The organism is Cephaloticoccus primus (assembly GCF_001580015.1).
In the GTDB taxonomy this organism is placed as follows: domain Bacteria; phylum Verrucomicrobiota; class Verrucomicrobiia; order Opitutales; family Opitutaceae; genus Cephaloticoccus; species Cephaloticoccus primus.
Window position 1 is genome coordinate 1 of sequence record NZ_LSZQ01000044.1, and the last position, 22480, is coordinate 22480.

Here is a 22480-nt window from a genome sequence, read left to right on the forward strand (position 1 = left end):
CACGCGTAGTGGGGGTCGAAGGCGTGAGGAGCGCCTTACTCCTCGGCCTGGAGGCTGGCGACGACGTTGAAGTCCTCGAGCGTGGTAATGTCGCCCTTCACGTCGCCGCCTGCGGCGATCTCCTTAAGGATGCGGCGCATGATTTTCCCCGAGCGGGTCTTCGGCAGTGCGGCGGCGAAGCGCAGGCTGTCGGGCCGGGCGATGGCACCGATCTCGCGCGCCACGTGAGCGCGCAGTGCTTCCTTAAGCTCGTCGCTGGCGCGTTGATCGCCCTTGAGCGTGACGAAGCAGACGAGTGCCTGCCCCTTCAGCTCATCGGGCCGACCGACTGCAGCGGCCTCGGCCACGGAGGGATGCGAGACGAGCGCACTCTCCACCTCGGCCGTGCCGATGCGGTGACCGGAGACGTTGAGCACGTCGTCGATGCGGCCCACGACCCACAGGTAGCCGTCCTCATCGAAGCGCGCGCCATCGCCCGCGAAATAGAGGCCGGGCACCTCGCTCCAGTATTGCTCTTTGAAACGCGCGTCGTCGCCCCACAGGGTGCGCAGCATCGAGGGCCACGGCTGCGTGAGGAAGAGCTTGCCGCCGGAGCCGCGCGACACGGGCTTGCCGTTCTCGTCCAGGATTTTTGGCACGACGCCGAAGAAGGGGCGCGTGCAGGAGCCGGGCTTGGTCGGGGTGATGCCCGGCAGCGGCGTGACCATGATCGCGCCCGTCTCCGTCTGCCACCACGTGTCCACGATGGGGCAGCGTTTTTTGCCGATCATCTTGTGGTACCACATCCACGCTTCGGGGTTGATCGGCTCGCCGACGGAGCCGAGCAGGCGCAGCGAGGCGAGGCTGTGCCGAGTCACAAACTCGTCGCCCCAGCGCATGAAGGCGCGGATGGCCGTAGGCGCGGTGTAGAAAACGGTGACGCCGTGGCGGTCGATGATTTCCCAGAAACGATCGGGCTCGGGCTGGTTGGGCGCACCTTCGTACATCAGCACGGTCGCCCCGACGGAGAGCGGGCCGTAGACGACGTAGCTGTGGCCAGTGATCCAGCCGATGTCCGCGGTGCACCAGTAGATGTCGGTCTCCTTTATATCGAAGACGTAGTGCGTGGTCATCGCCGCGCCGAGCAGGTAGCCCGCCGAGGTGTGGAGCACGCCCTTGGGCTTCCCGGTAGAGCCGCTGGTGTAGAGAATGAAAAGCGGCTGCTCGCTGGCATGTGCCCGGGCCTTGTGGACGGCGGGCGCGGCGGCCATCAAGTCGTCCCACCACAGGTCGCGGCCTTCCTTCATCGTCACTGCGTTACCCGTGCGCTTCAGCACGACGACATGCTCGACGCTCGGCGTCGCACCCAGTGCGCGATCCACGCTGTCCTTCAGCTCGACGATTTTTCCGCGCCGCCAGCCGCCATCGGCCGTGATCACCACGCGCGCGCCGCAATCGTTGATCCGGTCCTTGATCGCCTCGGAGCTGAAGCCGCCAAAAATCACCGTGTGCACGACGCCGAGTCGCGCGCAGGCGAGCATCGCCACAGCAGCCTCGGGCACCATCGGCATGTAGATCGCCGCGCGGTCGCCCTTGCGCAGGCCGAGCAATTCCAGCGCGTTGGCGCACTTGCACACCTCGCGGTGCAGTTGCTTGTAAGTCAGCGTGCGGATGTCTCCCGGCTCGCCTTCAAAGATGATCGCCGCCTTGTTTTCGCGCGCGGTGCCGAGGTGGCGGTCGAGACAGTTTTCGGCGACATTGAGCGTGCCGCCGCCAAACCATTTTGCATGCGGGGGCTTCCACTGGAGCACTTGGGTGAAGGGCTTGCGCCAAGTCAGAAACTGCTTGGCCTGCCGCTCCCAGAAGCGTTCTGGGGAGTTGACAGACTCCGCGTAAAGTTTCTTGTAGGCGGCTTCACTCCCAAGATTTGCTTGGGCCTTGAACTCCGCAGATGGCTTGAAAAGCCGACTTTCTCGGGAAACGGAAGTAATCGTCTGGTTAGTCACAGGATCTGGCAGGGTTGGGGGTTGCAGAAGGGGGTGAGGAAAGCGAATCGCTGGCCTTATCCCAGCGCGAGTTTTGAGCGTCAAGAGCCAGCCACATTTTTATTACACTCTGTATGGATATTAACACCCCTTCTGCACTTGCAGAGACAAACGAAGGCGCCACGCCTCGCGATACGGCTACCGAGCCGGAAGCAGTGGCGAGCAAGCCAGAGCCCGCTGCGAGTAAAGCGGTGGCCGACGAAAACCTGATGCGCGTCGAAGGCGTGCTCGACATTGATCGCCAGCGCGGCGGCAACGGCCAGTTGATCGACCTGAAGCGCGGCGGCAAACGCAGGCCCGACGATACCTTCGTCCCCAAGGAGCTGATCCGCCGCTTCAAGCTGCGCGAAGGCAGCCTGATCGGCGGCACGGCCTTTCCCGCAGAGGGGCGTTTTCCGAATCCGAAAATGCGCTTCATCGAGACCGTGGATGGCATCCCGCTGGAGGAACGTCGCGGCAAATTTGAGTTTACGACACTGACGACGATCTCGCCCGAGCAGCACCTGAAGCTCGAGACCAGGGACGGGCGGATGACCACTCGCGCGGTCGACCTGTTTTGCCCGATCGGCAAAGGCACGCGCGGCCTCATCGTCGCCCCGCCGCGCACGGGCAAGACCACGCTCTTGCGCGACATGGCACTGGGCGTCCTCGAAAACAACCCCGAGTGCCATGTGATGATCCTGCTCGTCGATGAGCGGCCCGAGGAAGTCACCGACTTTCGCCGCAGCGTACCGGCCGAAGTCTGGGCCTCCTCCAACGACGAGCAGATCGACAACCACATCCGCGTGGCCGACCTGTGCATCGAGCGCGCGAAGCGGCTCGTCGAGGTCGGGCGCGATGTCGTGCTCTTCGTCGATTCGATTACGCGGCTGTCCCGCGCGCACAACACGCTGCGCAACTCGGGCCGCACGGGCTCCGGCGGCCTCGACGTGCGCGCGCTCGAAAAGCCGCGCCAGCTCTTCGCCGCCGCGCGCAACACTGAGGAGTCCGGCAGCCTCACCATCGTCGCCTCCGTCCTCGTCGAGACCGGCAGCCGGATGGACGATGTGATCTTCCAGGAGTTTAAGGGCACGGGAAACATGGAGCTCGTGCTCGACCGCAAGTGCGCCGAGATGCGGCTGTGGCCCGCGATCAACGTCGCCGCCTCCGGCACGCGCCGCGAGGAGCTCCTGATCGACCCGAAGGTGCTCGACGGCATCCACTTCTTCCGCCGCGCGCTCGTCCAGCAGCGCATCGAAGACGCGACCGAGACGATGATCACCCGACTTTCGAAGACGAAGACCAACGCGGAGTTCCTGAAACTCATCGCCCAATAAAATTCTCTTCTTGCCGCGCCCCACCGCGGCGCGTCACAAACAGCACTCCCCTGCGCGACAGCCCCCAAGCGGCCCGTCGCCTCGCCAGACGACATCAAACTTATCCAGAATGCATAGTTTCTCCGAGCAGTGTCTCGACATGGCCCGCTCAATGTTGGCGCACAACATTGATTCCATCCAACCCAACGGCACTGTCCTCCCCGTCCCCGGCGAGCAATCCCGCAGCGACGAGCCCGGCCACATCGCCTTCGCCCTCGGTGAATACTATCGCAACACGGGCGAGACGACCCTCGGCGGGCACGACCTCGTCGACCTCGCCGCGCGCTGCATCACCGCGCAGATGTTTACCGAGCCCGCCGCGGAAAACGGCCTCGCCTACGCCGCGCTCGGCCTGCTCGCCTTTGGCCCTTCCAAAGAGCGCAACCCGATCTGGGAGCGCCTCGTAGACGAGACCAAGGAGCGCATCGACAAGCAGCTCCTGCACCGCAGCGACTACGACAACCACTGGCAGGCATTCAACATCGCCAAGGCAGTGGCCCGCTTCAGCCTCGGCCTCTCCAAAAAAGACGAAACCTCGCGCCTCATCGAGCGCATGGTTGACCGCGTCCAGCACACCAGCTCGACCGGCTTTTTCGACGACGCGGCGGACGGCATCGGCGGGCACTTCAACCTCTACGGCATACTCGCCTTTGTCTTCACGCGCTCTGCCCTCCAGCTCCACGCCAACAGCAGCGTGCGCGACCGCAAGCTGCCCACCCTGCGCACCTACGGGGAGAAGTACATCAAGATGATGCCCGACCTCGTCCGGGCCGATGGGCTCGGCTGGGCCTTTGGCCGCGCGGCGGGCGCCTACGGGCAGATGCACTGCATCAGCCTCATCCTCCAGGGCCTGCGCGACGGCTGGATCGCCGACACCGAAAAGCCCAAGTACTTCGACATCCTGCGGCGGCTCTTCCTCTTTTTCTACCAGACCTACCTCGACCAGGAGCACGGCTTCCTCGACCTGCGCGACGACGAACGCACCGCCTACGAGCCGCACACCACGCGCATGGCAAACTTCGACGCGGCGCGCTACCTGTGCCAGTGGTCGCGGCTCGCGCGCACCGTGCAGATGCCTGCGGGGACGACCAGCGCCAAACCCGAGCCGCAGCGCAACAGCGGCCGCTTCGTCGTCTTCGACAAGAGCAACCGCAAGGAGCAAGGCGTCTTCCTCTATCGCGATACCGCGAGCGGCCTGCACGCGCAGATCCCGCTGATCAGTGCCGGAGCCACGGTGACCAGTGACTCGCTCCCCTTCCCCCACTGCCCGGGAGTCTTCGACTGGCCGAACAACGTGTACATGCCGATCATGGTGCCGGAGCTCAGCTTTGGCGACAAGGTCACCACGCCCGCCTTCTACGGGCGCAACTGCGTGACTGGCCTCGGCCTGCGCAACAGCTTCTTCTTCCGCTACGAGCAACCGGAGCTCATCACCACCGAGGAAGAAATCCTCAAAGGGCTCGGCAGCGTGAAGGTGCAGTGGAATTTTTCGGGCAACCAGATCGGCTGCGAGTTTGCCTACACGGTGCGGCAGCAAGTCACGCTCAACAAATTCCGCTACATGCTGGTGGTCGCCGCGCCGCACTCGCAGTACCGCGTCGGCGGCTCGCTCGCGCTCGGCACCGAGGGCCACCGCTGCACGGTTTCCAAAAACGATTTTCAGGCCAATTGGGCGGAGACCGAAGTCGTCAGCAGCGACGCAAACTACCGTACCAACTACGGCAAGATCCACTACGTGCAAACGCTGCTGCGCGACCACCCGCTGATCATGCGCCCGGGCCAGGTCTACCGCCTCGCGGTCAACTTCGAGCCCGACATCGCACAGATCGAGGCTTAAGGCACAGCCCGCGAGGAACAACCTGCGCCGCACCGCATCAGACCCAGAGCGCCGCGCTCCCTCACCCGAAGTGGGAGCCACAGCACCGCTCCCGCCCTCTCCTCATGCTCAGCCGCCGCATCATTCCCTGCTTCGACGTCCACAACGGCCAGGTCACGCGCGGCGTCCAGTTTGGCAAAGCCGAAGCGGGCGAGCTCACCAACGTCGGCGACCCCATCGCGATGGCCCAGCGCTACGATGCGCAGGGTGCCGATGAGTTGATTTTCCTCGACATCACCGCATCAAGCGAGGGCCGCGGCATCATGCACGACCTCGTTCGGGCGACCGCCGAGAAATGCTTCATGCCGCTGACCGTCGGCGGCGGGCTGCGCAGCGTCGATGACATCCGCGCCATGCTCAACGCCGGCGCCGACAAGGTCTCGCTCAACACCGCAGCGATCAACGAGCCCGAGTTTATCCGCGCCGCGGCGACCAAGTTTGGCAGCCAGTGCGTCGTCGTCGCGATCGACGCGAAGCGCGAGCCCGACGGGCGCACCTGGCAGGTTTACACGCACGGCGGACGACGCGCGACCGGACTCGATGCGATTGCATGGGCGCGACGCGCCGTGGAGCTCGGCGCAGGCGAGATCTTGCTCAACAGCATCGACCGCGATGGCACCAAGGCAGGCTTCGATATCGAGCTCACCCGCACGGTGAGCGACGCGGTGAGCGTGCCCGTTATCGCCAGCGGCGGCGCGGGCTCACTCGACGACCTGGCCGATGCGTTCATAGGCGGCCACGCAAGCGCCGTCGTCGTCGCCAGCCTCTTTCACTTCGGCACCTACACGGTGCAGCAGGCCAAGGAAGCTCTCCACGCACGCGGCGTGCCCGTGCGCCTAGCCGAGTAATCCCCCCGACGAGCCGCCAGCGAGCGGCTCGCATAATGAAAGAGTCGAAGTCGACGGCGCACCAACGAGTGCGCCGCCAGATAAAACCGGTCAACGACCGCCACTGCGCGTGGGGCGGGGGACGGTGTCCCCTGCCATTCAATTTGGGAATCGGCCTCGACGCTGCGCGTCGAAACACGATTCCCAAATTTGCCCCCTGTCGCGTTGCGACAGGAAATGCGGCATCAAATGCGAATGAAGCGGAAACCCATTTGGGCGATTTTTTTGGTTAACGGGTTAAACTCCTGCCCGACCGGAGGTCGGGAGGGGTTCATATAAATTTGCGATTTTGTTCGGGCGCTCAGCGCACGGGCAAAATCGCAAATTAAATGGCAAGTGGCGCCACGCTACCGCCCCACGCGCAGTGGTCAAACGCTCAAGGTGCGGCCTTCTTCGGCGGCGGATTTTTCGGCGGCGTCGAGCACCTTTTGCACCTCGGCTCCGCGGGCGAAGTCGGGTGCGCGGAGTGCGTCCTCGCCGCGAATGGCCGAGACGAAGCGCAGGTAGTTCTCCGGAACGAGCGGGCACTCGATCGTCTGCCACTTGCCGTCGGGCTCCAAGTGGGCGCGCAGCACCTTGTCCTCTATCGAGAGCACCTCCAGCGCGCCCTTCGTCCCGTAGATTTTGAGCCGCAGATCGTTGCCGTGACCGGTGGCGACGCGGGTCGCGGAGATCGTGCCGAGCGCGCCGTTGGCGAGCTTGAGCTGCATGGTCGCGCTGTCGTTGGCGTCGAGCACGTACTCACCGTGTTTGTTGCCCGGGACCTTGTTGTGAACGGCAAAGCGGCACGACACATCGGACACGGGCAGCGCAGCCACATGAGTGGCGAAGTCGATGATGTGCACGCCGAGGTCTCCGAGCGCGCCCTTTGAGCCATGAGCGGTCGAGAGCCGCCACAGCTCGGCGGGGCTCCAGCGCTCGGGGTGATTGGCCCAGGCTTGCAGGTAGCTGGCCTCGAAGAAGCGTACTTCGCCAATCGCGCCTTCGCGCACGAGCTCGGCCGCCTTGTGCATGGAGGCGATGCCGCGGTAGCTGAGGTTTACCGCATTGACCACGCCCGCCTGCGCAGCGGCCTCTACCATTTTGAATGCGTCGGCAGCGTTGGTCGCCAGCGGCTTTTCGCAGAGCACGTGCTTGCCCGCCGCGAGCAAGGGCAAGGTCGTCGAACAGTGAAAGCGGTCGGGCGTCACGTTGCTGGCCGCGTCGAACTGGCCCCAGGCAATCGCCTCTTCGACCGAGGCAAAGGTGTTGGGGATGCCGTGTTTTTCGGCGAAGGTGGCGAGCTGCTCGGCGCGCACATCGACTCCGCCGACGAGCTCGACGCCGGGGATCGATTTGTAGCGGCCCGCATGGTAACCGGCCATACCGCCGGTGCCGACGATGAGGATGCGCACGGGCTTGCTCATTTGGTGGCCTCCTTTCCGGCAGCGAAGCGCGCCTCGGGGATGAGCTCGTTGCAGCAGGGCGCATTGAGCGTGACTTCGCGCGAAAGGCGCGGGCTGGGGTTGTAGGCCCACTTGGCCGCGTTGAGCAGGACGCGCTGGATATTGGCATCCTGGTAAGTCGGGAAAACCTCATCGCCCGGGCGGAAGTAGAAGATGTTTCCCGCGCCGTGCTTGTAGGTCAGGCCCGAGCGGAACACTTCGCCGCCCGAGAACCAGCTGATGAAAACCGTCTCCAGCGGCTCGGGCACCCCAAAGGGCTCGCCGTACATTTCCTCGCCCTCCAGCTCGAAGTACTCGGGCAGGCCCGCGGCGATGGGGTGGTTGCGCGAGGTCTGCCAGATACGCTCGCGGTCAGGTGTGCCGAGGTGGTGATTGTTGCGCCACTTGAGGTTACAGGGCGTGCCCATCAGTCGCTTGAAGGGTTTCGAAAAGTGCGCCGAGTGCAGGAACACCGCGCCCATGCCGCTCCACACGGCCTCGGCAATGCGCTCCACGACGGCGTCTTGCACCTCGTGGTGGCCGACGTGGCCCCACCAGAACAGGACATCTGTCTCGGCGAGTTTCTGCTCGGTCAAGCCATGCTCAGGCTCCTGAAGCGTGACGGTGCTGGCCTTGATTTCGGAATCACGATTCAGCGCATTGGCGATCACGGTGTGCATGCCTCCCGGGTAGTTGGCCTGCACAACGGGGTGCTTCTGATCGTGTATGTTTTCTCCGTATACGGTTACGCGGATGGGCATCGGGGGATTCTCCTCTGTGTGTGTAATTTTTTTAGGGATGGGAAACGACGGGCTCGGCACCGCTGCCTGCGCAGAAACACCCAAGCCCAAATCGGCGCGCACGCTCTCAACCCCGAATCAAAACACAAGGGGATTCGCCGCGCTATTTTACCCTCAAAATCCGCCGCATTCTTCGGAGAAGCGCAACTGATGAACCGGCTATTTCGAGCCGGTTTCAGGCGGTTTTCAGTGCAACGGTTGCGAAAGAAAAACAGAGCGCGCGGACACGCGCGCACCTACGCGGCTCTCGCTCACACCATCGCCTCAGCCTGCGCTTCCACTCACCGAGGGCGGAAGCGCGGACTCCTCGCCGGGTGCCTCCGCCCGCTCGGCGGATGCAGCGGGAGAAGCGATAGCGGCGGAGGAGGCGACTCCTTCGGCGGGCTCAGCGGGCTCAGCAGGCTCAGCAGGCGTGGCGGGAGGGGCAGGCTCAGCGGGAGGGCCGAGCAGGAGGCTGAGCTGCGCTTGCACGGAGACAAAAAACGCGGGCGAGAAATCGGCCTGCGGCACGGCAAAGAGCTGCCGAGTCCCGGCATGCTCGTAGAGCGAGCGCGCGATCCCCTCCCCGTCCGCGCGCGTCCCCTTCGGGCGCAGGATCCGCTTGCGCTCCAGCATCAGCGCGAGGAACTGGATCAAGCGCAGCGTCTCCGCGTTCGGCTCATTGCTCGGATCGGCCAGCGTGAGGAAGAGGTTCTCCGCCGTCATCTTCAGCGCCCGATCCGGATTATCGTTTTTCTGACGCGGCTTGTAGAGCTGTACCCAACTGCACACGCGCTGCCCTTCGACAGCCAACTCGCCCTGCCGCGACTCCAGAACATCGTAGCGGTTAATCTCCATCTCAGGACTTCGCACAAGGAGACTGACCACGCGCTGCCCTTCCTGAAAAACTTCGCCCGAGATGAAACACGCCCGCGCAAGCGGCTGTAGGTTTAGATCCATGAGTAGCCCTCGGTTTAGATCGCACCGAAGCCGAAGCCAGATGAAAGCGTCGAAGACTCCCACTGCGCGTGGGGCGGGGGACGGTGTCCCCTGCCATTCAATTTGGGAATCGGCCTCGACGCTGCGCGTCGAAGCACGATTCCCAAATTTGCCCCCCTGTCGCGTTGCGACAGGAAATGCGCCATCAAATGCGAATGAAGCGGAAACCCATTGGGGCGAGGTGAAGTAATTTACGGGTTAAACTCCTGCCCGACCGAAGGTCGGGAGGGGTTCATGTAAATTTGCGATTTTGTTCGGGCGCGCAGCGCACGGGCAAAATCGCAAATTAAATGGAAGTGGCGACCCGCCACCGCCCCCCGCGCAGGGGTCAGAGCCCCCTTCATTTTGCGGCGCACTCGTTGGGGCCTCGTCAACAAGAGCGCGAGGCTGTCAGTCGTCGATCTCGACTGTGAGGCCGCGCTGTTTCGCGGATTCTTCGGCGGCATCGAGCACGGTTTGCACTTCGGCGCCGCGGGCAAAGTCGGGCCCGCGCGGCCCGGCTTCGCCGCGCACTGCGGCGATGAAGCGCGCGTAGTTGGTCGTCACTGCCGGACACTCGACCGTCTGCCACTCGGCCTTCTTCAAGGCGTCGGCACCCAGGCAGACGCGCAGCGTATCGGGTTTTTGCGAAAACACCTCCAGCCCGCCCTTGGTGCCGTACAGTGCCAGCCGCAGGTCGTTGTGGTGGCCGCTCGCCACGCGGGTTTGCGAGATCGTGCCGAGCGCACCATTCGCCAGCGAGAGCTGCATCGTCACGCTATCGTTGGTGTCGAGTGTGTACTCGCCGATTTTGTTTTCCGGCGGCGCCTTGTCGTAGACTGCGAAGCGGCACGAGACGTCGGTCACACCCAGTCCGGCAACGTAGGTCGCGAAGTCCACGATGTGCACGCCGATGTCGCCGAGCGCGCCCTTCGAGCCATGAGCGGTCGAGAGCCGCCACAGCCATTCGGGACTCGTCGACCACTCGCCCCAGGCCGGTTGGTGCAGCCAGCTTTGCAGGTAGCTGGCCTCGAAGAAGCGCACTTCGCCAATCGCGCCTGCGCGCACCAGCTCGGCCGCTTTTTGCATCGCGGCGATACCGCGGTAGGTAAGGTTTACCGCGTTGACGACGCCCGCCTTCGCAGCGGCCTCGACCATCTTGAGCGCATCGGCGGCGTGGGTCGCCAGCGGCTTTTCGCAGAGCACGTGCTTGCCCGCTGCGAGTAAGGGCAAGGTCGTCGAGCAGTGAAAGCGGTCGGGCGTCACGTTGCTGACCGCGTCGAACTGGCCCCAGGCAATCGCCTCTTCGACCGAAGCAAAGGTGTGCGGGATGCCGTGTTTTTCGGCGAAGGTGGCGAGCTGCTCGGCGCGCACGTCCACACCGCCGACGAGCTCCACGCCCGGGATTTTTTTGTAGGCCTGCGCGTGGCTGTTTGCCATGCCGCCGGTGCCTACGATGAGGATGCGCACGGGCTTGCTCATTTGGCGGCCGCCTTTCCGGCGGCGAAGCGCGCCTCGGGGATGAGCTCGTTGCAGCAGGGAGCATTGAGCGCGACCTCGGCCGAAAGCCGGGCGGCCGGATTGTGCGCCCACTTCGCCGCGTTGATCAGCACCTGCTGGATGTGCGCATTGTGATAGGTCGGGTACTCCTGGTCACCGGGGCGGAAGTAGAAGACGTTCCCCGCGCCGCGCTTGTAGGTCAGGCCCGAGCGGAACACTTCGCCGCCCGAAAACCAACTGATGAAGACCGTCTCCAGCGGCTCCGGTACGCCAAAAGGCTCGCCGTACATCTCGTCCGCCTCCTGCTCGAAGTACTCGGGGAGTCCTGCGGCGATGGGGTGATTGCGCGAGGTGACCCAGATCCGCTCGCGGTCGCCCGTTCCTGCGATATTGCGCCACTTCAAGTTACAAGGCGTGCCCATCAGGCGCTTGAAGGGTTTGGAAAAGTGCGCCGAGTGCAGGAACACCGCGCCCATACCACGCCACACGGCCTGGGTGATGCGCTCCACGACGGCGTCTTGCACCTGCTCGTGGCCCATGTGCCCCCACCAAAACAGGACGTCCGTCTCGGCGAGCTTTTGCTCGGTCAAGCCATGTTCGGGCTCCTGTAGGGTGACGGTGCTGGCCTTGATCTGCGGATCGCGGTTCAGCGCATCGGCGATCGTAGTGTGCATCCCGTTGGGGTAGTGCGCCTGGACGATGGCATCTTTCTGCTCGTGGAGATTTTCTCCGTAAACGGTTACGCGTATGGGCATGGGAATCCTGTCTGTGTGTGAGTTTTTTTAGGGGGAAACGTGGGGGGACTTTTTGCGCTTCTCAGGGGTAGGAACGCCAAGCTCGCGCGGCCCGCCAAAAGCGGAATCGCCCGAGCTCAAATCGGCGCGCACGCTCTCAACTCCGCTCCCCCAAACACAAGGCGATTCCCGCTACCCTAAAATACGCAGCGCGCGCTTGCTCACAGCTTGGAGGTGACGGTGGTTTCGGGGCCGTCGCGGCGGGTCAGCGAGAAGATGACGCGGACGATCTGGAGTTCGTTTTCGCGGGCGGGGAATTTCCAGCGCGTCATGACGGTGTTGAGCGCAGACTCGTCGAGGTCCGCGTAGCCCGAGGAGTGGGCGACTTCGGCTCGCCCCGCGCGGCCGCGGCTATCGACCAGCACGAGGATCTCGACGATGCCCTCGCGCCCTTCGCGGCGCGCCAGGGGCGGGTAAGGCGGATTGGGCGCGTAGAGCACACCCGCCTTTCCCGCGCTAAACCCGCGCCCGCGCCGTCCGCTCACTTGGTCGAGGCCTTGCTGCAGTTCGCGCAGGGCGGCCGCGAGCGTGCTGTCGATTTGTCCAGCAAGTGCCGCGCCCGGGTCGAGCAGCTCCGGCGCATCGGGCGCAGCGTCCTGAGTAAAAATGTCGGGGTCAAAATCCCACACAATGACGTTATCCGGCTGCGCCGGACGCGCCTCGACGGCGGGCGCAGCTTCGGCGATTTCGCCCAAGAGCGAATCGTCCTCCTCCATGAGGGTGAGCTCCATCGTTGAGGCTCCTGATGCGCCCGATTCCTCGCCCGCCGAGCGGCTCACAAAAGTCGGCGCAGCCGGCTCCGGCCACAGCACCGCGAGCACGGCATGCAGCCCCGCCGCGATCAGCGCCGCGGGCGCGTAGCGGCGCAGCAGTCCCGGCCTGCGCAGGCTCTTCCGCCCCATCGACTCGCCCTGCGTGGGGCGGCTGGGCTCGGAGCGCGTGCCGGGTGCTGGACTGCCTGAGGCATTCATCTTGAGGAAAAATATATATTTTAAACCACTGTTTTGCAGAGGGTTAACTTCCTACATGGGAATCTATCTCAAAAACAGATTGACGAAAAAGGGCGGCTAATAGACGTCAGGGCTTTATGAGAATGGGTCTCTTCCTGATTAACCAGCAACTCCATTTCTCCTAAATCGCCGCACACACTGCCCCTCCCGGCCTCCAGTTGCTCTCTTTTTCTCACACTTTCTCGCACCCCGCCGCCCTTTTCTCCTACACGCCATGAACAAGAACAAACTGACTGTGCTAGCCACCTTGCTGGCTGCCTGCTGCGCCCAAAGCGCAGTGGCCCAAAACCCCACGGCGCGCGCGGGCGGTGCCGATGTGACCGAGGTCAAGGTCGAAGCCGAGCGCGAGTCGCTGCTCCTGGTGCAAACCGAGCCGCCAGCGGGCACATTTACGAGCGTCCCCGCGCAAGAATTCACCCGCCGTGGCGCGACGGATATGGGCGGCATCGTGCGCTACGAGCCGCTCGTCAACGCGCCCTCGGTCGCCACCGGAGGCGGCGGGCTCTGGGACGGCAACGGCTACAGCGGCTACAACATCCGCGGGCTTGAGGGCAACCGGATCAGCATGGACGTGGACGGCATCCCGATGCCCGATGCGGCGCAGCGCCCCGATGCCACGAGTGCCAACGCCTTTGGCATCGGGCGCGACTACTTCGAGATCGAGAACTTCCGCAGCGTGGGCATCGCCTCGGGCACGACCTTCGCCGGACGCGGCACGCCCGCGCTCGGCGGCGGCGTCAGCTACGTGACGAAGTCGCCCGCCGACTATCTCGGCCGCAGCGACCGCCCCTTCTACCTCGGCTACAAAGCCGCCTACGCTTCGGCCAACGAGAGCCTCGCGCACACCGTTACGGGCGCGGTCGGTCAGGGCCAGTTTGCCGCGCTCGTCGTGTACACCCGCCGCGATGGCGAGGAGACCGACAGCAAGGGCAGCGGCACGACCAACCCCCTTGATTGGGAGTCCGACTCGATCCTCGGCAAGCTCGTCTGGGACAACGCCACCGACCACAAGCTGGAGTTCACGCTGGAGCACTTCAAGCGCGAGGCCGACTTGGTGGCCCTCAACAAAATCGGAGGCTACTACCCGGAGGCGCCGGTGCAGCACTCCGAGGCGGAGCGCTTCACGCTCAACCTCAAGCACACCTTCGTGCCCGTCGGCGGGCTCCCGGTTTTCGACCAGCTCTCCACGATGGTTTACTGGCAAGATGCGGTAAACGGCGACCACACCTTGGCCCGCTACACGTTTGGCACGGATGCCCGGCGCGACATCAAGACCAAGTTTAACAACGACTCGGTCGGCGGCCGCATCGACGCGATCAAACGCATCGGCGAGCACCACACGCTCAGCTACGGGCTCACCTACTCGGAGACGAAGACCAGCCGCCCGTGGAACGAAGTCCGCACCAGCATCAGCACGGGGGCCATCATCCCCGGAAACACCGGCACCAAGGACCGCATGCCCTCGATGAAGACCGAGGAGCTGGCGCTCACCTTGGCCGATCAGATCGGCTTCACCATCGGCACGCACCGCACCACGCTGACGCCCGCGCTGCGCTTCGACTCGGTGGACGTAAAGCCGACCGATCTCTCGCGCTACATCATCGGAGTGCCCAACGCGAAAAACGAAATCAAGCCGACCAGCGACGACTTCGTTACGCCCAGCCTGGCCGCCGAGTTTGAGCTCACCGAGAGGCTCGCCGTCTTCGGCAGCTACAAGCGCGGCAACCGCCTGCCCCGCCCTGTCGAGAAGACCGGCACCTACGACTCCTTCAGCTACACCGGCGGCGGTGCGGGCTACGCCATCCTCGGCAACCCCAATCTCGACAAGGAAACCAGTGACGCCTTCGAGCTCGGCCTCAAGGGCCACGGGCCGGGCAGCGGCCTCAGCTTTCAGGTCTCCGGCTTCTACACCGCGTACAAAGACTTCATCGAGTACGTCAGCCAAGCCCCCGATCCGATCAACTACCCGACGATCGTCTTCGCGCTCTACCGCCCCGAAAACGTCGGCGATGCCAAGATCTACGGCGTCGAAGGTGTGATCAAGGCCGACTTCGGCACCTGGGAGCCTGCGCTCGCGGGCTTCAGCGCCACGCTCGCCGCGGGCCGCGCGCAAAGCTCGGTGGATAACAAAGTCGCCGGTATTAAAGGACGGCTCGGCTCGGTCGGCCCCTTCAAGGGCAGCCTCACGCTCGCCTACGATTCGCCTGCCAAGCGCGTCGGCGCCTCGCTCACCGCCACTCGCGTAAACGGCCAGCAGCAAGGGCCGGACACACTCGGCGGCAGCCTCACAGGCGACTACTTTAACGTGCCCTCCTCGACCACGCTCGACCTCGCCGCCTACCTGCGGATCAACGACTACGCCTCGCTCCACGCCGGCGTGTACAACCTCACCGACAAAAAACACTGGGATTACTACAGCGCGCGCGTGCTCGGCGCGACCGATCTCTCCGAGATCGAGCGCTACGCGCTGCCCGGCGCCAACTTCTACGTGAGCCTCAGCATCGGCTTCTAAGCTCGTCCGTTCGCAGTTCGAGAAACGACGCCGATTTTTCCCCGCGCCCGACGCAGTCGCTCAACCGCCCCACCCCGCGTCCCGCGTTCATCGAACAGCATCATCCCTCACCCCGCCTTCTTGGTTACCCCTCCACATTTTTCAAACCCATGTCGCGCCAGCCAGCCCCCGAAAAGCCCGCCCCCGTTGTTTGCGAAATCCGCAGCTCCCACGCCTCCGAGGCAGGGATCCTTTCCGAGATTGCAAAGACCTGCGCCCGGGAGCTCGCACAGCCGCTACTCGTCAAAACCGTGCCCTCCGGGCAGCGCGCCCAGGATCCGCTGATCACGCTGCAACTCCCCGTCGAGATGGCGGCCACGCAACACGAAGTCTGGTGCCTCGCCTGTCGGCTCGCCTGCTTCTGCCCCTCGGCCCGCGTCAGCGTATTCGTGAGCGCCACGGAGCTGTTCACCAAAACGAAGGCCAAGAGCACGACTGGCACTGCCGCGCCCAAACGCCGCCCCTCCCGCCCCGCACGCTCCTCCCATTCAAACCGCCAAAGGAAAGCCGCCTGAGAAAGTGCCGGCCCGTTTTGTGCCGGCCCAATTGGAAGCGCGCCCGGCCGCACCAACCGATTTTTACGCCACCAGCAGGCCGCGCCAGCCACTGCGCCCCGCCCGCAGGTAAAAGACTGAACTCCACCCACCCGCCCAACCCATGCCCTCAGCCGACCTCATCATCTACTTTGGCACCGTCACCGGAAATGCCGAGTCGCTCGCCCTGCGCGCCCAAGAGCGCGCCCAAGCCAGCGGCCTCAGTGCCGAGCTCGTCAACCTCGCCGAGATCGGCCCCGACCAGCTCATCCGCGAAGGCTACGCGCTCTTCTTCGTGAGCACCTGGGGAGACGGTGAGCCGCCGATGGATGTCGATACCTTTTACTACGATCTTGAAGCCGCCGACATCGACCTCAGCCAGCTCAGCTACGCCATGTTTGGCCTGGGCGATAGCGACTACCCCGAGTTCAACGGCTTCGCGCGCAACCTCGACGAGCGGCTCGCCTCCTTCGGCGCCCAAGCCCTCTACCCGCGCGCCGAGGCCGATGTCTTCTTCGACGACACCTACGCCGAGTGGGAGGCCGGAATCTTCCCGCTACTCGAAGAGCAACTCGCCCTCGCCGCCACCGCCTGAACCCTGAACAGTCACCGCCTTAGCAGTCGCCGCACACACACTCAATCGCCCTCGCCGCCTCAACCGCGCGCCAGCGACGCGCCGCCCTACACCGCCCGCAGGTAAACACAGACCCAAAGCCACCGCCACGCTGCCCATGAAAACTTCACGCCGTCTCCCCGCCACACTCGCCAGCCTCGTCGCCGCGACCGTCATCCTCGCCGGTTGCAACACGACCGACACCACCGGGCCGAATAATCGGGCGGCGACAGCCAGCCCTGCCGCCGCTCCTACCGCCCGCACCAGCCCGGCTTGGGCGGGCGTGCCTGTCGAAGAGCAGCGCAGCGTCACCGAAAAACTTGCCTACCTGCAAACCGTCGATCGCCACGACCGCGTGCGCGAGGCCCGCCGCCTCGGCCTCTCGGAGGCGCACCTGTTTGCCTTCGACGTGGGCAAAAACGTCATCCGACTGAAAGACGGGCGCGACACCGCGTACTCCATCCTGCTGCGCCTGCACGAGCTGGGCCGCATCCGCGCCGCCGCGCGCAACGAGCACGTCATCCTCAACGTCACCGGCACCGCCAATCCGCCGCGGCAAATCCCCGCCACCGCCGAGCGCGAGGCGCGCACCTTCCCCGGCTACTTCGGCGCGCCCATCGACCTGCGGCCCGACTTCGCGCAGTGGCAGTTCACCTTTGCGCAAGTCACCTTTACGCGCGAAGGCCAGGCACGCCGCAGCCTCCACTTCTTCGACGCCCAGGGCCGCGCCGTCCAGCGGCTCTACATCGACAGCCTCGACGGGATCGAAGCCTTCGAGAAAATCGTGCAGGACTTTCGCGCCGACGCGCAGAGCGCCCAGGTCCTCACCACGCCCGCCGAGCCCGAGCCCACACCGCGTGCCGAGGCCAACATCGATACCGCAGGGCTCCTCGCCGCGTGGGACAAGCTCACCGACGTCCACCAGTTTAGCGGACTCCTCGCCAAGTTCGACGTTACCCGCCTGCAAGCCCTCCGGGTCGCAGGCCCCGCGCGCGCCCAGCGGCTCAGCGGCCCCGATGCCCTCATCGCCCTCCTCAACGGAATCGCCACTCGGCAAATCGAGATCCTGGCCTTCGTTTCCAACAGCGCGAACACGCAGATCTTTACCGGCAAGATCGAAGAGCCCACCCAAACCGCGGGCGGCTGGATCCGCGTCACCGACTCCAACGGCCTGAACCTCCTGATTCAAAAAGCGGGCATCGACCAACTCTGGCTCGTGCGCAAACCCAGCAGCGTGGGCATCCTCAGCACCGTCGAAGTCTACAACAGCGCGGGCGAAGTCATCGTGCAGTTCTACTCCCGCCGCACCCGCGGTCAGGGAGAGAGCGAGACCTGGCGCGAACTCCTCGCCAGCCTCCCCAAAGCGTAGGCCATTACTTGAGTAAGCCGGCCAGCGAGTGGCTCGCCAAATAAAACGGCCGAAGACCGAGCGCTCACTTTGGGTGACGAGCAGACAACCTCCACTTGCGAAATAAAGAAGAGCCGAAACAGACAGGCTGCCAGCGAGCCCCCCGTCCGACAAAAAAAACTGCGACTGACGCGCTCACAACGTGAGCACGCCAGATAGAAGAGTCGAAGCAGACGGGCTGCCCGTTGGCAGCCCGCAAAAATAAGTGGGTCGAAGACCCCTTGACCACGGGGGAAGGGAGTTTACCCGTACTCTCTGAAAACTTCATGAGCACCACGACGCCGATCTTCCCGCCGATTCCCGCCGCGCCGCCCTTCCCGCCCGCAGTGCCCGGCGGCACTCCCACCGGAGCGACTGAAGATCGCGTCCCGCTCAACCCCGAAGCGCTCTGCTCACAACTCGGCTGGAAAATCACCGCCGCGCGACGCGCCATCTTTAAGGCCATCGACAAACTCGACGGCTACTTCGATGCCGAAGTCCTCCTCGTCCAGGCGAAAAAGCTGCACCCTGCCGTCTCGCGCGCGACCGTCTACCGCACCCTGCCCGACCTGTGCAGCAACGGCATCCTGCGCTCCACCGAGTTTGGCGACGGCCACTACCGCTACTGTCGGCACGACCCCAGCGCCCCTCCCACCGCCGAGATTTACGTCGTCGATTGCGGCCGCATCCTCAAAGTCCCCGCCCCCTTTCTGTCCTGGTACGCGACCACCGTCACCGAGCGCGCCGGATACGAACTCATCGGCCAGCGGCTCCAGACCTTCGCCCGTTGCAGCAAGAAAAAGGCATCCCCCGACGCCTGCTCCGTGTGTGATCACCAGCCCACCGCCGCAGGCGCACTGGCTCCGGCAGCGGCACTCCCGAAAGCCAAGGCAACCGCGCCCCGCCCCCGCCGTTAGAGATACCGAGAGAGCAGGCTGCCAACGCCGCTCTCTTAACGCTTGCAGACAGGGAGCTAAACCCTTCGACCAAGCCGAAAAAACTAGCCTAACGCTTACCTCGCGAGGCGAGTCGGCGACGCAAAACGAAAACACCTAGCCCCATTGCGCCGAGGAGGGCGCCGTAGGTCGTGGGCTCGGGGGCGGCTTCGATTGACCAATAGTCTTTGTCGTAGTCTTTCAGGTAGATTTGGTTTTTCGCCCAGCCGTCGATTGTGATCTTCTTAAGTGCATCCGCGAGGTGCTTGCTGTCCTTACGCACGAGCAAGTGATCCCGCCCCTCCTGCCAGCGCATAATGCGCAGCAAAGCCCCGTTATTTATACTCAAATCATCCAAAATGAGCGTTCTCTTGTCGTTAATCGATTCTTCAAGATGACCGAAGTCAAACTTGCTCACGCCCTTTTCGACTATCAATGCCCTGATTTTCTCGATTCGCTCGCCCTGAATACTACTAAACATTAATCCAGCACCACTGGTCAGAAACACACTGGAAGAGTCAGCAATCTGATTACTTCTAAGTAGATTAACCGCTGCCCCGTTTTTAACATACAGGTTTCCAGCAATCGCTGTAGCTTCACTTTTTTTGCTCAAGTAAAGTGCATTATATACGCCATCGACAACAGTATCTCCAGTATAGGTATTGGAACGATCCCCCTCAAGGGCTACGATCCCTCTCTCTTGCCCCCTCTCCCCCGCAGGATGCTTCCCTGTGAGAATCAAACCCACTTTATGATCTTTATGATCCTTAATAACCGCAGAGAGTGAAAAGGATAAGTTAACCGGTTGCCCCTCCTCGGTGAAGTTACCCGTGCCATAAGTCCCCGCATGGATCACTATTGCGGACTCATTGGAGGTTATCTGTCCATTACCTAAATACAGACGTTTATCGCTGTAACTTACGTTAATCCCGCCTGCGCCAACAGTCAAAGTTTTCCCCTGAAGGCCCAGTACCGAATCATTCTCTTGATCCATCCATATCCCCCCGACTTCTCTATCCCAAGTCAGCCTTTCCGTCCCGACGATTTCGACATTCATGTCTTTTCCCCACCAATACTCCCTAATTCGAACCCTTCCTTTATCAACATTAACACTACTTATACCAAGGAGGGGGGAGGGAGCAGATAATAGTAAATTTGTGTATAAGAATACCGTATATAAAACACCCAATAGTCGGAAGAAACGCATAGTAAATCCACTCCACTTACCTTCGGCTTATTCGGTGAAACAAAAGCGGCTACGTAGCATTTTGTATGATCTGCTGGTTTTTCGCAATCCGCACGACGGCTGCCTTCGAGGTCTTGGAGGATACACAGTGATGTAGTAAATCCCCTCTCAGAGAGTTAAAACTGGGCGCAGCGGCTCAGGACAGGCACCGCTGCCGCCCAAGCCTGAGCTTTCTTTGGAGGCACGGCGTTGCCGGGCCGCCACACTGCCGCCACGCCACGCGCTTCGCCCGTGAGGGCGGCTCGGGAGTGCCGGTGCCTTTCGGCTGCATGGCCCATTTTTTGCGAAAAAACGGCTCGCCGCCTGTCAGGATTCCTTAAAAGAAACCAAGTCTCACTTTCACCAGCTCCACTCCGCCATGAACAAACGACTCCCCCTCCTCGCCGTAGCGGCGCTACTCGGGCTCGCGCCACTCGCACACGCGCACTCCGTCTGGATCGAAGACAACGCCGCCCGGCAGCTCGTCGTGCGCTTCGGCCAAGTCGGCGAGAGCTACGAAACCTCGCCTGGCTATCTCGACGAGCTCTACCTGAGCTCCGCCTGGACGGCCGATGCCGATGGAAAACTCGACCCGCTCAAGATCGAAAAAAAGAGCGACCACTACCTGCTTCACGGAGCCACGCCCGCCCAGGCCGTCCTTGGCGAGACCTCGTTTTACGTCATGCAGCACGGCAAGAGTCCGGCCATCTGGCCGATCCTCTACGTGCGCTGGCAGCCCGCCGAAGCCGAGATCCCCAGCGAGCCCGCGCTCACGCTCGACCTGCTCCCGACCGGCCGGCCCGGCGAGGTGCGCGTGTACTTCCGCGGCAAGCCGCTGCCCGGCGCAGTCGTAAGCGTGGCCAGCGAGGAAAATGCCGACCACAGCACACCCAAACTCACGGCCGACGCGGAGGGCATCGTCCGCTACACGCCCAAGGGGCCGGGGCTCGTCGTCCTCACCAGCAACCACCGCGAAGCGCTCCCCGGCTACACGCGCGGCAAGACCTACGAGCTCGTCAGCCACACTGGCGCGATCAGTTGGCGGCAGGAGTAAGCCGCGCGCGCGCTCACGCACACCCGTACATACACCGCGTTCACCTGCGCACCGCTCCCCTCTCCCTGTCGTTCCCGTTTCCCACAACACCAACAAAACCACATAGAAAACGCTACCCGGCTACCCGAGGCCCGCACACCGTTGCGCCCTCCCGCCCTCCCCTATGAGTGCTCCTACCAAACACGTCGTCATCCTCGGCGGTGGCTTCGCCGGCATCAACGCCGCGCGCCAGCTCCGCCAGCCCAACCTGCGCATCACCCTCGTTGACCGGCAGAACCACCACCTCTTCCAGCCGCTGCTCTATCAGGTCGCGACCGCAGGGCTCGCCGCGCCAGACATCGCGCAACCGCTGCGCCACATCCTCGCGCGACAGCGCAACGTGACCACCCTCATGGACGAAGTGCGCGCGGTCGATCTGGAGAAACGCCAGGTCGCCCTGGAGCACTCGACCCTCTCCTACGATTACCTCGTCGTCGCGCTCGGAGCGCGCACCGGCTACTTCGGCCGGCGTGCCGAGTGGGAGCCCTACGCGCCCGGCCTCAAAACGCTCGACGAAGCCACGCAGCTACGCCGCCGGATGCTCCAGGCCTTTGAGCAAGCGGAAAACGCCCGCGACACCTCCGAGTGGTCGCGCCTGCTTAGCTTCGTGATCATCGGCGGCGGCCCCACCGGCGTCGAGACCGCGGGCGCGCTCGTCGAGCTCGCCCGCCAGGTACTCACCCACGACTTTCGCCGCATCGACCCCAGCAAGGCGCACGTCCACCTCGTCGAGGCGGGCCCGCGCCTCCTGCCGATGTTTTCCCCCGCGCAGTCCGAGTACACCCGCCGCCGCCTCGAAAAAATGGGCGTCAAGGTGCACCTCGCCGCGCCCGTCACGGACATCGGCCCCAGCCACGTGCAGGCGGGCGACCTGCGGATCGAGGCCTCCGTCATCCTCTGGGCCGCCGGAGTCGAGGCCAACCCCGTCACCCAAACGCTGGCAGGCGTGCCGCTCGACCGCGGCGGCCGCGTGCAGGTCGCCCCCGATCTGAGCCTGCCCGGGCATCCGGAGGTCTTTGCCGTGGGCGACCTCGTCGCGATGACCGATGCGCGCGATGTGCGCGTCCCCGGCGTCGCCCCCGCGGCGTCGCAGATGGGCCGCCACGCCGCCAGGCAGATCCTCGCCGACCTGCGCAGCAAGCCGCGCCAGCCCTTCACCTACCGCGACAAGGGCAGCATCGCGACCATCGGCCGCAGCGCCGCCGTCGCCCAAATCGCCAAGCTGCGCTTCAACGGCTGGTGGGCTTGGGCCATGTGGATGTCCGTACACCTGTTCTTCCTGATCGGGCTGCGAAACCGCGTGATCATTTTCCTGCACTGGGCCTGGGCCTACTGCACCTGGCAACGCGGCGCCCGCATCATCACCGGCACCCAGGCGCCAGCCGCGCCAGTGCCCCCTGTCGCCACAACACAGCAGAGCTAACCTCGAATACGGCCCTGCGCGGGCAGCGGGGGACGGTGTCCCCTGCCATTTACTGTGCGGCTTGCTGTCGGGCGTTCCGCCCGACGAACAAGC

Annotated in this window: 18 protein-coding genes; 10 read left to right on the forward strand and 8 right to left on the reverse strand. The window is 64.0% G+C overall.

Annotated elements, in window-relative coordinates:
* Positions 1–35: 35 nt before the first annotated feature.
* The gene (acs, locus tag AXK11_RS05615) at positions 36–1985 is read right to left on the reverse strand and encodes an acetate--CoA ligase (protein WP_082780936.1); all 1950 of its coding nucleotides are present in this window, start codon (positions 1983–1985) and stop codon (positions 36–38) included.
* 113 nt (positions 1986–2098) lie between these two features.
* Here acs and rho point away from each other — a divergent pair, with 113 nt between their 5' ends.
* From rho to hisF, 3 genes are all read left to right on the forward strand, one after another.
* Positions 2099–3340: a transcription termination factor Rho gene (gene rho / locus AXK11_RS05620; RefSeq protein ID WP_082780937.1), complete on the forward strand. Its 1242-nt coding sequence runs from the start codon at positions 2099–2101 to the stop codon at positions 3338–3340.
* 109 nt (positions 3341–3449) lie between these two features.
* Complete coding sequence (locus tag AXK11_RS05625; protein WP_231865773.1) at positions 3450–5216, forward strand: hypothetical protein; 1767 nt, start codon at positions 3450–3452, stop codon at positions 5214–5216.
* A gap of 104 nt (positions 5217–5320) precedes the next feature.
* A complete protein-coding gene (hisF, locus tag AXK11_RS05630; RefSeq protein ID WP_068630170.1) occupies positions 5321–6103 on the forward strand; it encodes an imidazole glycerol phosphate synthase subunit HisF in 783 nt (260 codons plus the stop codon).
* A gap of 407 nt (positions 6104–6510) precedes the next feature.
* Here the strand turns inward: hisF and AXK11_RS05635 are convergent, their stop codons facing one another.
* The 6 genes from AXK11_RS05635 to AXK11_RS05660 form a co-directional block, all read right to left on the reverse strand.
* Positions 6511–7548, reverse strand: a complete 1038-nt coding sequence (locus AXK11_RS05635) for a Gfo/Idh/MocA family protein (protein ID WP_082780938.1) — start codon at positions 7546–7548, stop codon at positions 6511–6513.
* Positions 7545–8327, reverse strand: coding sequence for a ThuA domain-containing protein (locus tag AXK11_RS05640; RefSeq protein WP_068630172.1), 783 nt, complete (start codon positions 8325–8327; stop codon positions 7545–7547). Before AXK11_RS05640 ends, AXK11_RS05635 begins: the two co-directional genes overlap by 4 nt.
* Before the next feature lie 303 nt (positions 8328–8630).
* On the reverse strand, positions 8631–9305 hold the full coding sequence (locus tag AXK11_RS05645; RefSeq protein ID WP_156469219.1) for a hypothetical protein: 675 nt from the start codon (positions 9303–9305) through the stop codon (positions 8631–8633).
* Positions 9306–9734: 429 nt separating this feature from the next.
* Complete coding sequence (locus tag AXK11_RS05650) at positions 9735–10805, reverse strand: Gfo/Idh/MocA family protein (RefSeq protein WP_082780939.1); 1071 nt, start codon at positions 10803–10805, stop codon at positions 9735–9737.
* Positions 10802–11578, reverse strand: coding sequence for a ThuA domain-containing protein (locus AXK11_RS05655; RefSeq protein ID WP_068630174.1), 777 nt, complete (start codon positions 11576–11578; stop codon positions 10802–10804). Before AXK11_RS05655 ends, AXK11_RS05650 begins: the two co-directional genes overlap by 4 nt.
* A gap of 200 nt (positions 11579–11778) precedes the next feature.
* Entirely contained in the window at positions 11779–12588 is an 810-nt protein-coding gene (locus AXK11_RS05660) for an energy transducer TonB (protein WP_068630175.1), read from the reverse strand.
* 253 nt (positions 12589–12841) lie between these two features.
* On the opposite strand from AXK11_RS05660, the gene AXK11_RS05665 reads away from it, so the two are divergent.
* From AXK11_RS05665 to AXK11_RS05685, 5 genes are all read left to right on the forward strand, one after another.
* Positions 12842–15139: a TonB-dependent receptor domain-containing protein gene (locus tag AXK11_RS05665; RefSeq protein ID WP_082780940.1), complete on the forward strand. Its 2298-nt coding sequence runs from the start codon at positions 12842–12844 to the stop codon at positions 15137–15139.
* A gap of 149 nt (positions 15140–15288) precedes the next feature.
* Complete coding sequence (locus tag AXK11_RS05670) at positions 15289–15693, forward strand: hypothetical protein (RefSeq protein ID WP_068630176.1); 405 nt, start codon at positions 15289–15291, stop codon at positions 15691–15693.
* A 142-nt stretch (positions 15694–15835) separates the two neighbouring features.
* Positions 15836–16306 carry a flavodoxin domain-containing protein gene (locus tag AXK11_RS05675; RefSeq protein WP_068630178.1) on the forward strand — a complete coding sequence of 157 codons (471 nt, stop codon included), beginning with the start codon at positions 15836–15838 and terminating at the stop codon, positions 16304–16306.
* Between the two features lie 136 nt (positions 16307–16442).
* Positions 16443–17693 (forward strand): ChuX/HutX family heme-like substrate-binding protein, encoded by a 1251-nt coding sequence (locus tag AXK11_RS05680; protein WP_068630180.1) that lies wholly within the window; start codon positions 16443–16445, stop codon positions 17691–17693.
* 305 nt (positions 17694–17998) lie between these two features.
* A complete protein-coding gene (locus tag AXK11_RS05685; RefSeq protein WP_068630182.1) occupies positions 17999–18628 on the forward strand; it encodes a Fur family transcriptional regulator in 630 nt (209 codons plus the stop codon).
* 88 nt (positions 18629–18716) lie between these two features.
* On the opposite strand, the gene AXK11_RS05690 is transcribed toward AXK11_RS05685, so the two are convergent.
* Positions 18717–19703 carry a PEP-CTERM sorting domain-containing protein gene (locus AXK11_RS05690; protein ID WP_068630184.1) on the reverse strand — a complete coding sequence of 329 codons (987 nt, stop codon included), beginning with the start codon at positions 19701–19703 and terminating at the stop codon, positions 18717–18719.
* Between the two features lie 547 nt (positions 19704–20250).
* Between AXK11_RS05690 and AXK11_RS05695 the strand changes: the two genes are divergently transcribed.
* Both AXK11_RS05695 and AXK11_RS05700 read left to right on the forward strand, forming a co-directional pair.
* Positions 20251–20925 carry a DUF4198 domain-containing protein gene (locus AXK11_RS05695; protein WP_068630187.1) on the forward strand — a complete coding sequence of 225 codons (675 nt, stop codon included), beginning with the start codon at positions 20251–20253 and terminating at the stop codon, positions 20923–20925.
* Positions 20926–21088: 163 nt separating this feature from the next.
* A complete protein-coding gene (locus AXK11_RS05700; RefSeq protein WP_068630189.1) occupies positions 21089–22387 on the forward strand; it encodes an NAD(P)/FAD-dependent oxidoreductase in 1299 nt (432 codons plus the stop codon).
* Positions 22388–22480 lie beyond the last annotated feature (93 nt).